This window comes from Hymenobacter negativus (genome assembly GCF_017571495.1).
Lineage (GTDB): Bacteria > Bacteroidota > Bacteroidia > Cytophagales > Hymenobacteraceae > Hymenobacter > Hymenobacter negativus.
In genome coordinates, this window is sequence record NZ_JAGETZ010000007.1 from 25,815 (window position 1) to 39,738 (window position 13,924).

General features: G+C 60.9%; 10 protein-coding genes. 6 read left to right on the plus strand and 4 right to left on the minus strand.

Translation table 11 applies throughout. The annotated features are described in order from the left end of the window. Positions 1-76: 76 nt before the first annotated feature. Positions 77-487: a hypothetical protein gene (locus tag J4E00_RS15450; protein WP_208176086.1), complete on the plus strand. Its 411-nt coding sequence runs from the start codon at positions 77-79 to the stop codon at positions 485-487. Positions 488-626: 139 nt separating this feature from the next. Beyond that, a complete protein-coding gene (locus J4E00_RS15455) occupies positions 627-986 on the plus strand; it encodes a hypothetical protein (protein WP_208176087.1) in 360 nt (119 codons plus the stop codon). A 104-nt stretch (positions 987-1,090) separates the two neighbouring features. Here the strand turns inward: J4E00_RS15455 and J4E00_RS15460 are convergent, their stop codons facing one another. From J4E00_RS15460 to J4E00_RS15475, 4 genes are all read right to left on the minus strand, one after another. Next, on the minus strand, positions 1,091-2,353 hold the full coding sequence (locus J4E00_RS15460) for a M16 family metallopeptidase (protein ID WP_208176088.1): 1,263 nt from the start codon (positions 2,351-2,353) through the stop codon (positions 1,091-1,093). 98 nt (positions 2,354-2,451) lie between these two features. Beyond that, positions 2,452-5,238, minus strand: a complete 2,787-nt coding sequence (locus J4E00_RS15465) for a TonB-dependent receptor plug domain-containing protein (RefSeq protein WP_208176089.1) — start codon at positions 5,236-5,238, stop codon at positions 2,452-2,454. A gap of 68 nt (positions 5,239-5,306) precedes the next feature. Next, positions 5,307-6,797: an ArnT family glycosyltransferase gene (locus tag J4E00_RS15470; RefSeq protein WP_208176090.1), complete on the minus strand. Its 1,491-nt coding sequence runs from the start codon at positions 6,795-6,797 to the stop codon at positions 5,307-5,309. Positions 6,798-7,220: 423 nt separating this feature from the next. After that, entirely contained in the window at positions 7,221-10,034 is a 2,814-nt protein-coding gene (locus tag J4E00_RS15475; RefSeq protein ID WP_208176091.1) for a TonB-dependent receptor plug domain-containing protein, read from the minus strand. A gap of 321 nt (positions 10,035-10,355) precedes the next feature. Here J4E00_RS15475 and J4E00_RS15480 point away from each other — a divergent pair, with 321 nt between their 5' ends. The 4 genes from J4E00_RS15480 to ytxJ all read left to right on the plus strand — a co-directional run bounded on the left by J4E00_RS15480 (position 10,356) and on the right by ytxJ (position 13,869). After that, positions 10,356-12,356, plus strand: a complete 2,001-nt coding sequence (locus J4E00_RS15480) for a thiamine pyrophosphate-dependent enzyme (protein ID WP_208176092.1) — start codon at positions 10,356-10,358, stop codon at positions 12,354-12,356. Positions 12,357-12,491: 135 nt separating this feature from the next. Beyond that, positions 12,492-13,070 (plus strand): hypothetical protein, encoded by a 579-nt coding sequence (locus J4E00_RS15485; RefSeq protein ID WP_208176093.1) that lies wholly within the window; start codon positions 12,492-12,494, stop codon positions 13,068-13,070. Continuing rightward, positions 13,057-13,437, plus strand: a complete 381-nt coding sequence (locus J4E00_RS15490; RefSeq protein WP_208176094.1) for a hypothetical protein — start codon at positions 13,057-13,059, stop codon at positions 13,435-13,437. Before J4E00_RS15485 ends, J4E00_RS15490 begins: the two co-directional genes overlap by 14 nt. Positions 13,438-13,527: 90 nt before the next feature. Further along, a complete protein-coding gene (gene ytxJ, locus J4E00_RS15495; RefSeq protein ID WP_208176095.1) occupies positions 13,528-13,869 on the plus strand; it encodes a bacillithiol system redox-active protein YtxJ in 342 nt (113 codons plus the stop codon). The last annotated feature ends 55 nt before the right edge of the window (positions 13,870-13,924 follow it).

Genomic DNA, 13,924 nt, shown 5'->3' on the forward strand with positions numbered 1-13,924 from the left:
ATTGGCATACTTTTCGAATAGTCTCTTATCAGTAATGGGAACTAACTTTTCAACCTCACCTTCAACTTCTTCAGCCATGATTCGCTCCTTCCTCACCCTCGCCCTGTCGGTATTCCTGTTGGCTGAAGCCAGCGCCCAGACGACTCCCGCCGCCAGCAAAAAAGCAACAACTAAAGCCACCAAAGTAGCCGCCCGCAAAGCCAAGAAGGCCCGCCGCGTAGCCCTCAAAACGACCCCCGTCACTCCCGTGGTAAACGACGGCTGGCCTGCCCTCGATGAGCCCCAAACGGCCGTTGCCTCGGCTACTACTACCAACGGTGGCTGGCCCACCGAAACGGCCGCTGCTCCCTCGCGTGGTGAGCTTGATAACCACAGCATTTCGGCCGCCCCCGGCATGCCGGTGCACGTGCGCACCAGCAACGGTCTGACCCCCTACAGTGTGCGCCCGGCCCGCAAGCCCGCCGCCGAAACTACGCTGGGCAACTAATCGTCGGATGAATAAGTAAACGGAACGGTCATGCATGGGAAGCCCTGGCATGGCCGTTCTGTATTTTGGGCGTACGCCCTTGCTGTTAGGCATAACCACCGACCAGCCGATACTTTTGTTGCTCCCTAACCTATTTGATATGTTCCGCTACTTTTTCGCTGCTTTACTGCTCGTCGCCATTACCGCTGCCGATGCCAGTGCCCAGACCCGCAAGAAAATTGCGCCTTACTCCACCCGCAAAACCACGAAGAAACCCGCCGTCAAAATCAATCCGCATACCGGTAAGCCTTATGGCTATGGTGTTTCGCAGGACATTAAGGACGGTACGGCTTACCTCGCGCCCGGCGTGCCCATGCGCAAGCAGGAAGGCTACCATGCCAATGGCGGCTACAACGACAACCGCACTCCGCGCCCGCGCTACGTGAAGCCCGCCAACAGCAGCCTCAGCCGCGATACCAATGTTCCAGCGGCCAGCAAGGTGAAGGCCAAAGTGAAGTAGCCCGTCGGCTATAAAAACGAGTACCCCGAAATTTCATTTCGGTCCGCAAGAACAACGGGTTCAATGGCCGAAATGAAATTTTGGGGTACTCGTTTTTTACAGGACTATTCGGCTTCTGCCAGCTCTGGCGTGGCCACGGCTTCGTAGTAAAGGGTGTTGCAATTTTCGGGACGCAGTACCAGGTTGGCCATATCGCGGACGTCGGCCACGGTTACGGCCTGGATGCGCTGGCTTTCGGTGTTCACCAGGTTGGCATCGCCCTGTAGCTTGCTGTAGGCCAGGTTGAGGGCCCGGTGCAGCAAGTCAATTTCTCCAAAAACCAGGCTGCTCTCGGCCTGGTTTTTTACTTTTTCCAACTCGTAGGCATCCACGTCGGTGGTCAAGAACTCAGCCACTACCGCTTCCACAGCAGCGTCGGCCTCTTTGATATCCACGCCTTCGTTCAGTTTGCCACTGATGACGAGCAGGCCGGGGTCGAGCGAGCCGGTGAGGGAGGAGGAAATGTTATTGAACAGGGCCAGCTCCTTGACCAGGCGCTGGTGTAGGCGGGCCGATTTGCCGTGGCCCAGCATATCGCTGAGCAGGTCGACGGCGTGGTAACGGGCATCGCCGCGAGCGGGCATGTGGTAGGCTTTGTAGAGCGCCGAGAGCGGCACGGCGGCCTGGGCCGTGTGGTAGCGAGCGGCAGTCTGGACCGGCTCCTGGGGCAGATGGCGCTGGTAGGCGGGGCCGCCGGGAATGGGGCCAAACCACTTCTCAGCCAACTGGCGCACGGTAGCCAGGCTGGCCGCACCGGCCACTACCAACACGGCGTTCTGCGGGGCGTAATGCTTCTGGAAAAAGCCGCGCACGTCGTCCATTACGGCGTTTTCGATGTGCGAAATCTCCTTGCCAATGGTGTTCCACTGGTAGGGGTGGGTGTGGTAGGCGAGGGGCTTGAGCTGGAGCCACACGTCGCCGTAGGGCTGGTTGAGGTAGCTCTGCTTGAACTCTTCCACCACTACTTTGCGCTGCACTTCGAGGCCGTTTTCGGAGAAGGCCAGGTTTAGCATCCGGTCGGATTCGAGCCAGAAGCCGGTTTCCAGGTTGGCGGCCGGCAGCGAGAGGTAGTAGTTGGTAACATCGGCCGAAGTGAAGGCGTTGTTTTCGCCGCCCACGCGCTGCAGGGGCTCGTCGTAGCTCGGAATATTGACCGAGCCCGAGAACATCAGGTGCTCGAACAGGTGGGCAAAGCCGGTGTGCGCGGCGTCCTCATCACGCGAGCCCACGTCGTACATCACGTTGAGCACGGCCATGGGCGTGCTGAAATCTTCGTGCACAATGCAGCGCAGACCATTGGCGAGGGTAAATTCCTGGAAGTGAATCACGGGAGAGATTGAATGCTAAAGAATGGGGACTGGAACAGGGGTACAAATGAACAACAGTCAGAACGTCAATTCTTCATTCCTGATTCGGCAATTCTTAATTAAAACTCTGCTTTCACACCCAGCAGCCAGGTGCGGGGCACAGGCACAGCCCCGTAATCGACGCCGGCGTAGGTGGGCGTGGCCCCGCCGCTGCTCACATTGGGGTCGTAGCCGCGGTAGCCGGTCAGCACGAATAAATTCTGGCCGCCCACCCACACGCTGATGTCCTGGGTTTCGGTTTGGCGCAGGCGGTAGGTAAGGGTAAGGGAAGAGAGCCGGACATTGGCTCCGTTTTCGAGTAGGCGGTCGGTGGTGCCCATCGGGTTTGACTGCGTTGAAGGGTCGTTCGAGCGGGCACCCGCGGCGGGAATGGTGGTGTTCTGATGGGTACGCGTCCACCGGTCATTGACGCTAGTGGCGCTGTTGTTGAAGCCGGTGGGCGTGTCGAGCAGGTCGAGCTGCTGGTTCAGGACCCGGTAGCCAAACATGCCGTCTAGCTGTGCATCAAGAGCCAGGCGACTCAGGCGCAACTGCTGGCTCAGACTGGCCAGTTGGGCCGGGATGCCGCTGCCGAGCACGCTTTGGGCCAGATACGCATTGCCCCCGTTGCTGGCCTGCACAAAACGCCGCGCCCCATTGGCATCCAAGCCGTCCTGCTGGTAGCCGTAAAACGTTCCTACAGGCTGGTTGTCGAAGGCCGGACTAAACGATGAAATGTCCTGCTGCTCACGTAGTCGGTTGCGGTTGAGGCTGCCCACTAGGCGCGTGGTGCCTTGCAGCCGGCCGTGTTGCCAGTCGGCGGCCAGCGTCAGTTCCAGTCCCTGGTTACGAATGGTAGCTTCTTCATAAGCCATGAAATAGGTGTAGTTGCCACTGCTAAACGAAATCGGAACCAGCTGACTGAGCAGGGCGTGGTAGCTGGTGCGCTGATAAACCACCAGCTGGCCGGTGAGGCGGCCATAGCGGCGCCCCAAATGCAGCCCCGTCTCCAGCTGGTCGACATAAAGTGGCGACTGGACACGGCTCCTCGGCAGGGTCCCGTAGCCGAACGGGGAGATAAGCTGCGCCGGGCCAAACAGTGGGTAGTTAGCCCCGAGGGTGCTGGTGCGGGCTGCTCCCAGCCACAGGCGCAGGGTCGTGGGCTGGCCAGAGTGGGCCTGCCAGCTTAACTGGGCATTGGGGAAGTATTCGGTGCGGTCGGCATTGCGGTAGTGGGCGTAGCTCAGGCCGGTTTCTACCGTCAGGGCGCTGTCGAGGCTGTAGTGCAGGCTGGCCCAGGGCCGGTGCAGGCGTAGCTCGGCCGTTTGCTCATAATAGCCGCCGTTGTACCCGAAGCTGCCGTTTTGAAATAGGTAGTCGGTGCGGCCAATGAGGTCGGTGCCTTGGTATTGGTAATCGATTTCGGCCCCGATGGCGTGCCGCAGGCCTAGCTGCTGCTGGTAACGCACGGCCACCTGCGCACCCCACTGGCTGGTGCGATAAAGCTGCGTGGCGTAGTTCTGGCCGGTTGGCGGGGTAAAGGTATTGGCAGTATAAAAAGTATAAAGCCGGCTGCTTTCGGCGCTGAGCAGGGTACGCTGAAAGTTGGCTGCCGCGTGTACGGTCAGGTGCGGCAGCACATTGTAGTCGGCGGCCAGCTGCGTGAGCAGACGGCGGGTGCGTGGGGTACGGTAGGCGTAGTCGGCCACCGCTACTGGGTTGGTCAGGGCCAGCGCAGGACCGTAGCTACTGGGGTTGCCGTAGCCGCTGTATGCGCCATCGGAGTTGCGCACTGGCTGGGTGGGCGGGGCCAGCAAGGCGGCGCGGGTGGCTCCTGCGCTGCCTGTGGTGTAGGGCAGCTGCTGAGTACTTTGGCCCAGTGCGGCCGTGCCGCGCAGGTGCAGGCGTTGGCCCACGCGCTGGTCCAGCGCCAGCCGCAGGCCCAGGCGGGTTAGGTCAGCGTGCTGTAGCACGCCGTTTTGCTTGCGATAATCCAGACTGAGCAGAAAAGCCGTTTTGTCCCGGCCGCCTTCCAAGCTGATTTGATGCTGCTGCACACCGGCGTTGCGGTAGGTTTCGGCCTGCCAGTCGGTGCCAGAGCCCAAATTGGTATTGGTGAAAGGGACGGTGGGTAAGCCTGCGTTCAGGATGACTTCATTCGCCAGTTGCGCATACTGGGTCGCGTTGAGCAAGTCGTAGCGCTGGCGCACTTGCTGCAAGCCCAGGTAGGCCGCGTAGCGCACCCGGAGCGGCCGGTCTGCGCGGCCGGTTCGGGTGCGGATGCTGACCACCCCATTGGCGGCCAGCGGCCCGTAGCGCGCCACGGCTGCCGGGCCAGCCAGCACCTCAATGCTGGCAATGGCATCGGGGGGCAAAAGCTGCATTGGGCTGGCCCCCGCTTCAGCGTTTCTATCGGCGATAGTGGCCTGATATGGATAGGTGCCGGAAGGCTCATAAGGAGCCATGGGGGCCGTCAGGCCGTAGCTCTGGCCCGGTGTCAGGTCATCATTCAGAGCCGGTAATCCATCAATCACATACAGCGGCTGGGCCAGCCCCGACGCCACACTGGCTCCCCTAATGCGTACTACGTTGCCGCTGCCGGGGCTACCGTCGTAGGGCGTTACCTGTACGCCGGCCACAGTGCGCAGCTGGTCCTGAATGGTGAGAAATGGCCGGGCGGGCTGGTCCTGCCCTTGCAGCCGGAAGGTGCCACCCGGCGTGGGCGCAGCCGCCAGCGAGTCGGGCCAGGTGCCGCGAAAATGCGGGCGCAGCGTATCGGACGGTATGGCCGTGGCTGGTAGGGAAGCCGTCTGGGCTGTGGCTGTGCCCGCGGTTAGCAAGACACCGACAAAGTAGAAGTTTCTCACTCGGTAGTAAGGAAAGGATGAAAAGAGCGGGAAAACTAACGTTGAGCTATTGATGACCAACTATCAGGCTAGCGCCGTCCCTCAAGCTGCAATGTGACGCACGAATCTGTTTGCAGCACCAGACGGGTGCGGTAGCGGCTCTCCCAGAGCTGGCGAGGACGGGCCCCACAAACCACCACCATGCGCCCGATATCGGCGTCCGGCACTTCGCCCGGTGCTACTTGTTGGATGTAGTGCCCGTTGGCCATTTCCGTCGCCAGCAGGTAAAAGGACTGCACATCGCCGTTGTCGCTGTTGTTGGCATAATAGTAATCGTAAATCTCGGGCTTTTCCCGGAGCTGGTGGTGCAGGTGCGGTCCCACTCGGGTGGTTGCCAGCTGGTAGCGGGCATCATAGATGCGGACTAGGTAGCGGCATTGCGCCCAGTAGGGCAGGCACACTAGCAGGAGCATCCCCCCCAGGCGCGTCGTCGGACCCAGGTGCCAATGTTGCTGACTAGCCACTGCCTGCCCGGCTTGCTGCAGGCCCAGCGCCGCCAGTAGGGCCAGCAACGGGTACATGGGCGCATCGTACCACGGTAGCCGGTTTTGGGTGGCCGCCAGCACGAGCATAAAGGTGCCCGCCACGCATACCGCTAGCCGTGCCAGAGCCCAGCCCCGACTACCCGCCGGCATGTTCCAGCCTACCAGGCCGCCCAGCAGCGCCGGCACCAGCCAAAACACAAACTTGCTTTCAATCAGGATGCCCAGGTAGTAGTAGGGCTCGGTAAAGTGTCCTTCGAGCTGGGAGCCAGCCGGACCACCCAACTCGTACTGCCACACGGCCTGCCAGTAGCCAGGCTCGGCAAATTCGCGCACACCGTACCAGGTACCCATGCCCGCCAGTAGTAGCAGAATAGCCAGCCAGGGCGCCGGGCGCCGCAGCCGTTGGCCCTGGCCGAGCGCTAGTGTGGCCACTAGCAGACCCGGTCCAAAGAGTAGCCCGGCCACTCCTTTGGTGAAAGCCGCCAGAAAAAAGAACAGCCCTGCTAGCCACGCTTCCCGGTTGCGGCCTTCGGTGAGGTAGCGTAGCCAATTAAGGGTGCCCAGTGTGGTCCAGAGGGTAAGCAGGGCGTCAAAGTCGCCGGACCGGGTGACATGGTAGCCCACGTAGCCCGATGAAGTGAGCAGAATGATGGCTGCTAGCAAGCCGCCTTCCCAGCTGCCCAGCCAGCGCCTCCCGGCGCGGTACACCACCAGCGCAGTGGCCAGGCCGGCCAGTGCCGACGGCAGCCGCAGGCCCAGCTCTGTGGGCCCCAGTAGCTTGAAACTCAAGGCTAGTAGCCAGGGCCAGAGCGGTGGCTTACAGTTCCAGAGGTCGGGTTGCTGGGCGGCATCGCGCATCACCAACCATTCGTTGTTGCGCAGAATGTTGAGCCCGTTCAGGCCGGTCCGGGCTTCGTCCCAGACTTGCACCGGGTGACTGGTGAGCAGCCAGAACAGCGGCATATAGGCCAGTGCCAGCAGCAACAAGCCGCTACGCAGCCAGTGGCTGCGCCGAAAGTATGTAGAAATATGCAATAGTAAAAAAGGGTGGGATAAAGAAAGATACATCAAAGTTCCACTCCTTTTTTGGCTTATGCAAAGCCTGAAGCACCCCTGCTACTTCTTCAAAGGAAAAACCTTTGGCAAATTATAAAGCCGAACCACAGAGGAAAGTAAACCTATGAAAAACAAGCTAAGCATGCATCAGCGGAGGGCGGGAGGTATTCCCAGCCACGATTGCAGCCAGATTTGGTCGGGCACTACCGAAGGAAAAACCGGTGGGATATTGATGCTGACAACACGGCCTGGTAAGGAGTGTACTGCTGCAAAGACGATGGGCAAAGCAGGCACTTGCAAAGCAGCCTGTCGGGGCGAAATGGGTGCTATTGGGCCTAACGGGCCAGCTAGCGCGCATCTGAGCAATAGCACGAGGGTTAGGAAAGTCATACAGCTTATGGGTTACAGCGTGGCCCGTACGCCCAGCAGCCAGGTGCGGGGCACGGGGAAATAATTAGTGTCATAACCTGCTGCCAGCAACGTGGCGCCGCCGCTGCTCACGTTGGGGTCAAAGCCGCGGTAGCTGGTCAGCACAAACAGGTTTTGGGCCCCCACCCACACGCTGATGGGACGCATTGCAGTGGCCGGGCGCAGGGCGTAGCTCACGCTGAGCTGGCTGAGGCGCAGATACGTGGCCGACTGCAGCTGGGCATCATCGTAGCGCTGGTTGCTGAGGCCCGAGGCGTTGAGTGATGAACCAGCCCTGGGAATATCGGGGCTGTAGTGGGTAGGCGTCCAGCGGTCGAGCAGGCGGGTGGTTCCGTTGGTACGGCCGGAGGGCAGGTCCAGGGTAGCCAGCGTGGTGTTGAGTAATTGCTGGCCAGCCATGGCATCCAGCTGGGCATCGAAACTGAGGCGGCCCCAGCTCAGTGTCTGGGTGAGGGTGTAGAGCTGCGTGGGCAGGGCCGTGCCTTGGTAGCGGGCATCGGCATCGGTGATGTAGCCGTTGCTATTGTTTAGGTCTTGGTAGCGAAGCACACCCGTTTCTGACACCGGCAGCCGCTGGTAGAGGAAAAACGGATGCGGCGCCTCACCCACTACCAGGCCGGGCACGTCGCCGGCACCGGCCAGCGCCGTCACGGCCTGGATGCGCTGCTGCTGCCAGGTAGCCGCCAGCCGGGCGCTGCCACTGAGGCGGCCGCGCTGCCAGTAGGTTGAAATGCCCAACAGGAGGCCCTGGTTTCGCAACGTGGCTTCGCGCGGCTCGTTCTGGAGGCTTATGCCCGCTACCGTGCCCCGCACTAGTACTTGAGGCACCGTAAGATGAGCCGTGTTGCGGCGGAAAGCCGTCACATCAACCCGCAGCCGGTCCTGCCAAAAGCCCAGGTTTAGGCCGGCCTCCAGCTGGGTGGTGCGGGGAGCAGGTGGCACCGGGCCTGAGGAGGCCAGCGTAGTCACAGTTTGATTAATATTCAGTAGGATGTTGCCCGACCCGACTCCGCTGCCCCAGCCAGTGGCGGGCAGGCTAGTGGTACTGGTTTGGCCTGCGCTCGCCCAGAGCGTGGCTTTGGTGAGCACGGCGGCATCAGCCATAAAGGACTCTTGATGCAGCTGCCAACGCACTTCGGCCCCCGGCAGCCAGACGGTGGGTATTTCGGCCGAGAAGTAGCCAGGAGCACCACGGTTGGCATCGCGCCGCAACGACGCTAGTAACTCATAGCGGGCGCGGTAGGCGTAGCTGGCCAGCAGCCCGGCACTCGAAAAGCTGGTGGTGGCATCGGTGCTGAATGCGGATGCATAGGGGTAGTCGTAGCTGCTGTTGGCCGTGCCGCGCAGGTAGTGCTGGTAGCCAGCGGTAGCCGTCAGGTCCACCCGGTGGGCGTCGCCAAAAGTGTGGTCGTAAGCCAGCCGTAGCTGGGCAATGGTGGCAGTGGTATTGATGCTCAGCGTTCTGGTAGTGGTAGAGGTGGGCATGGCCTGCTGGCCGGTGTTCACCAGAAAATGCGTGTTGCTGTTCACCCGGCCTTCTTCGCGGCTCACTTGGCCGCTAAGGATGAGGCTGGGATGCAGCGTGTATTCGGCCCCGGTTTGCAACAGCAGGCGGCGGGTGGTAGCGCGGGTGCCATCGGTGGTGGCCCAGTCCACTGGGTTGCGGGAGCTATTACCAAAGTCGTAGCGTTGGAAATTGCCCTGCGCATCGCGCACGGCCACTGTCGGTGGAGCCAGCAATGCCTGCGCCACCGTGCCCGCTACCGGCAAGTCCTGGCTAATGGCCGAGGCCGACGTGCTCAGCGAGAGGCGCAATCGCTGGCCTATCTGCTGGTCGAGGTTGAAGCGTAGCAAATAGCGGTCGAGGCCCGAGTTTAAAACCACGCCCTGCTGGTTGAGGTAGTCGGCGCTCACGGCGTAGCGGGTGCGGGCGCTGCTGCCGTCCAGGGCCAGGTGATGGTTGTGCAGCACGGCTGGCTGGAACAGTTCGGCCTGCCAGTCGGTATCGGGGGTTACCGGCCCGCTAAGCGGATAGTAATTTATCCCAAAGCTGGCTTCGTTGGCCAGGTCGGCATACTGGCGGGCATTCAATAGGTCGTAGCGCTGGCGCACCTGCTGTACCCCACCAAAAGCGGCGTAGCGCACCCGCAGCGGCTGCTTCTGGCCCAGCTTGCCGCCGCGCTTCGTCGTTATTTCAATCACGCCGTTGCTGCCTTGCGCTCCGTATTGAGCCGCCGCTACCCCGCCCGAAATCACCGTGATGCGCTCAACGTCTTCCATGGGGAGAGCCAGCAGTGGGTTGGCCCCCGTGAGTGAGGCTTCCGGGGCGCTGCCGAGCGAAAAGGCCGCCTGGATAAAAGTGCCTGGCTGGAAATCAGCGTTCAGCGCAGGCGTCCCATCCACCACGTACAGCGGCTGGTCGGGCCCGGCCAAGCTGCTGCCGCCCCGAATACGCACCGTGGCCCAGTCGCCGGGCGCGCCGGAGTTGGGCGTCACCTGTACGCCGGGTACCTGCGGTAGCAGGGTCTGGATGGTGAGAAAGGCGGGGGGCGACCACGGAATGTTGATGATATTTACGGGGTTGTTGCAGCTACAGCACTTCGTGGTTTCCCGGTCATTAGTTCCGGAGCCCACTACGCACACGCCACTCAGGTGAATGGTGTCGCCGAGATGGGCGGGGGCTTCTACTACTATCAGGGGCGGGGCAGCGGGCGGTAGCAGCTGGGCGCGGGCTGGACTGGTGCCCCCGGTACTCATCAAAAAAGTAAGCGCAGTAAAAAGCGTCATAGAGCGTTGCATGGGCATTTGATGCCCGGAAAGGTTTTTCTACACACGGCGACGAGCGCTGGTATTTTTCAGTCGAGGCTGGGGTGAGCTGGACCGGTGCAGCAGCAAGACGCTTTGCTCAGGCCAGAGCCAGCAGGTCGAAGCCCGTTCTCGTGCGTGGGACCAAGCTCTCTAGCGAAGAGACAGGCCATCAATAACCGCCGCGCCGGCTTGTGGAAATCCGAACTGTACAAGCACTGGAAAAGGAAGTCGGGACGAACCCAAATATAGCCACCGCTGTGTCCGCTACCTTTGCCCTTCCCAACCCACCCCTTTTACCCCATGAGCCCAGTTGCCACCGCCCTGCAGTTCGACCGCCAGGACCTCTCCAATGAAACCCTGCTGCACCTCTATCAGCACCTGCTGCGCCCCCGGCTGATTGAAGAAAAAATGCTGATTCTGCTGCGCCAGGGCAAGGTGAGCAAATGGTTTTCGGGTATCGGGCAGGAAGCCATTTCGGTGGGCAGCACCCTGGCCCTGGATGCCGACGAGTATATACTGCCGCTGCACCGCAACCTGGGCGTTTTCACGGGGCGCGAGGTGCCGCTGGGCCGCCTCTTTGCGCAGTGGCAGGGCAAGCGCACCGGCTACACCAAGGGCCGCGACCGCAGCTTCCACTTCGGCACCAACGAGCACCACATTGTGGGCATGATTTCGCACCTCGGCCCGCAGCTGGCTGTGGCGGGCGGCATCGCTCTGGCCGATTTGCTCGACAAAAGGCCCAAAGTGACCTTGACTTACAGCGGTGACGGCGGCGCTTCGGAAGGCGACTTCCACGAGGCCCTGAACGTAGCCGCTGTGTGGCAGCTCCCGGTTATTTTCATGATTGAAAATAACGGCTACGGCCTCAGCACGCCTAGCAACGAGCAGTTCCGCTTCAAATCCTTCGTCGATAAAGGCCCCGCCTACGGCATGGAAGCTGTGCAGGTCGACGGCAATAACGTACTCGAAGTGTATACGACGGTAAAGCGCTTGGCCGAAGACCTCCGCCAAAACCCGCGCCCCGTGCTGGTCGAAGCCCTCACCTTCCGCATGCGCGGCCACGAGGAAGCCAGCGGCACTAAGTACGTGCCCCAGAGCCTGATGGAAGAATGGGCTGCCAAAGACCCGGTTGAGAACTACGAAAAGTGGCTCCTTGCCGAAGGCATCCTTACCGAAACCGCCAAGCACGGCATCCGCGAGAAAATCAAGGCCGCCATTGAAGCTGGCCTGCAGGAAGCCGATGCCGAACCCATGCCTACCGCGGATGTGCAGGAGGAAATTGCCGACATGTACCAGCCCTTCGACGCGCCAATTACGGCCGCCCCGAAAGACGGTCCGGCGCCGGAAAAGCGGTTCATCGATGCCATTTCGGAGGGCATGAAGCAGAGCATGGAGCGCTACCCAGAACTTGTACTCATGGGCCAGGACATTGCCGACTATGGCGGCGTGTTCAAAATCACCGAGGGTTTCGTGGCTGAATTTGGCAAGACCCGGGTGCGTAACACGCCGCTCTGCGAGTCGGCCATCGTGGGCATTGGCCTGGGGCTGAGCATCAAGCGGAAGAAGGCAATGGTCGAGATGCAGTTTGCGGATTTTGTGACCTGCGGCTTCAACCAGATTGTGAACAACCTCGCCAAAAGCCACTACCGCTGGGGCCAGAATGCCGACGTAGTGGTGCGCATGCCTACCGGCGCGGGCTCGGCCGCCGGCCCCTTCCATTCGCAGAGCAACGAGGCGTGGTTCACGCACACACCCGGCCTGAAAGTAGTATACCCTAGCAACCCCCACGATGCCAAAGGCTTGCTCTGCGCTGCTTTCGAGGACCCCAACCCGGTGCTGTATTTCGAGCATAAAATGCTGTACCGTAGCTTGTCGGGTCCCGTACCGGAGGCTTATTACACCACGCCTATCGGCCAGGCCGCGCTGGCCGCGCAAGGCGACGAGCTAAGCATCATCACCTACGGCATGGGCGTGCGCTGGGCCCTGCAAGTCTGCCAGGACCTGGGCGTGTCGGCCGATATTCTGGACCTGCGCACCCTGCTGCCCTGGGACCAGGAAGCCGTGCGCAAAACTGTGGAGAAAAACGGTCGCGTCCTCATCCTGCACGAAGACACGATGACCGGTGGTATCGGCGGCGAAATCGCGGCCTGGATTGGCGAGCATTGCTTCGAGCACCTCGATGCACCGGTTCGGCGCGTGGCTTCCCTAGATACGGCCATTCCATTTGCGCCGCCGCTGGAAGCTGCCTTTCTGCCCCAGCAGCGCCTGCGCGAGCAGGTGCAGGCCCTGCGCAACTACTAGCTTCGTTATCAGTTGCTCGTTGTCAGTTATTAGGTTGCATAAGTAACGTTAATAGTGGCGTACATTGAGCAACGTTAATAACTGACCACGGGTGACTAGCAACTGATAACGAACAACTACTACTAAACCTCGCCGGTGAAATACAGTCTACCTTCCGTTGTTTTTCGGTGCCTGCTGGGCGTGCTGCTACTGGCGGCATTGGGCAGCTGTAGCCTCTACCATAAGATTCATCACCCCTACCGCCTGCCCACGCCCAAGCCCTCACCGGAGTATCTGGCCCAGCTCAAGAAGAAAAAAGAAGACGAAAAACTGCGCAACGACTTGGCCAAGTCGGCCGCTTCGGCTAAGAAAAAATCGGGTGTTGGCACCGAAGAAGCGGCTACCGACGTCTCGATGCCCAGCAACGACGGCGCCACCGCCAACAACAATACGTCCGACATCAAAAGCAGCGTGTATCCGGAGCGCTCAACGGTGAAATACGATAAGCACCAGATGATGAAGAAGCCGAAGCTGATGCGGCGCCGGCGTCATAACAAGGGAGGCAAAGGCTTCCATCCCATCGAGTCTATCCGTAACTTCTTCAAATATGGCCTCCACAAAAAACCGAACTACAGCCCCGACCACCGGCCGGCGCCTAAACAGCCCAAAGAAGCTTCGGAAGACACCCTGCCCGACGAGCCCATGCCCACCCCGGCTCCCGATGGCAAGCCGTAGTGCGCTGCTTCTGCTAGTGCTGGCCGTGCTGGGCCTGCTGAGCGGTCCGTTGGCCCACGGCCAGATTGTGCGTGAGAAGCCCGGCAAAATCAACGCCGCCAACCGCCGCGCCTTGCGCGAGGCCAAAAAAACCGAATCCCCCTACAAAGACAGCCACCTCGATGTGACCCGCGACCAGCTCAAGCGGGGCCAGAGCACCCAGCAAACCAAGGCCAGCAAAGCCGTCGACTATAAAAAAGGCACCGCGCCCAACGTGAAGTCTTCAGGCTTTCTGGGCCTGCGCCGCGACAAAACCACCACCCTTGTGCGCAAAGAGCAGCGCCAGAAAAACCGCAAGCCGGAACTCAACTCCGGAAAAAATGACTAGCCGCCGGGGAATCAAGTAGCCGGAAAACTGTTGTACCAGTTATCCACTTATTCCGGCGTCCATCCGCTTCGTTTTTAACCCCTTCATTCAATGTCCACCCCCTGGCTTCCCCTCACCCAACCCGAGCAGATTACTGACCTCGCGCAAGCTTCGCACGAGCAACCAGTGCTTATTTTCAAGCACAGCACCACGTGTTCCATCAGCGCAGCGGCCAAAAGCAAGATTGAGCGCCAGTGGGCCGATAGCGGCCTCGAACTGCCCATCTACTACCTCGACTTGCTGCGCTTCCGCCCCCTCTCTGCGCAGGTTGCCGAGCAGTTTGGCATCCGCCACGAGTCGCCGCAGTTACTCGTTATCCAGGATGGCGAATGCGTTTACGACGCCTCCCACATGGGCATCCGCCTAGCCGATGTGAAGGCGGTGGTGAAATAGAAAGTCACCGCTCTTCCTGGGCCGCGCAAGACCTTCATGCGGCCCGGGAAGAGCG

Coding starts and splice junctions, on each gene's coding strand:
- J4E00_RS15450 (WP_208176086.1), top strand. CDS start 77: ATGATTCGCTCCTTCCTCACCCTCGCCCTGTCGGTATTCCTGTTGGCT.
- J4E00_RS15475 (WP_208176091.1), bottom strand. CDS start 10,034: ATGACGCTTTTTACTGCGCTTACTTTTTTGATGAGTACCGGGGGCACC.
- J4E00_RS15490 (WP_208176094.1), top strand. CDS start 13,057: ATGGCAAGCCGTAGTGCGCTGCTTCTGCTAGTGCTGGCCGTGCTGGGC.
- J4E00_RS15455 (WP_208176087.1), top strand. CDS start 627: ATGTTCCGCTACTTTTTCGCTGCTTTACTGCTCGTCGCCATTACCGCT.
- J4E00_RS15480 (WP_208176092.1), top strand. CDS start 10,356: ATGAGCCCAGTTGCCACCGCCCTGCAGTTCGACCGCCAGGACCTCTCC.
- ytxJ (WP_208176095.1), top strand. CDS start 13,528: ATGTCCACCCCCTGGCTTCCCCTCACCCAACCCGAGCAGATTACTGAC.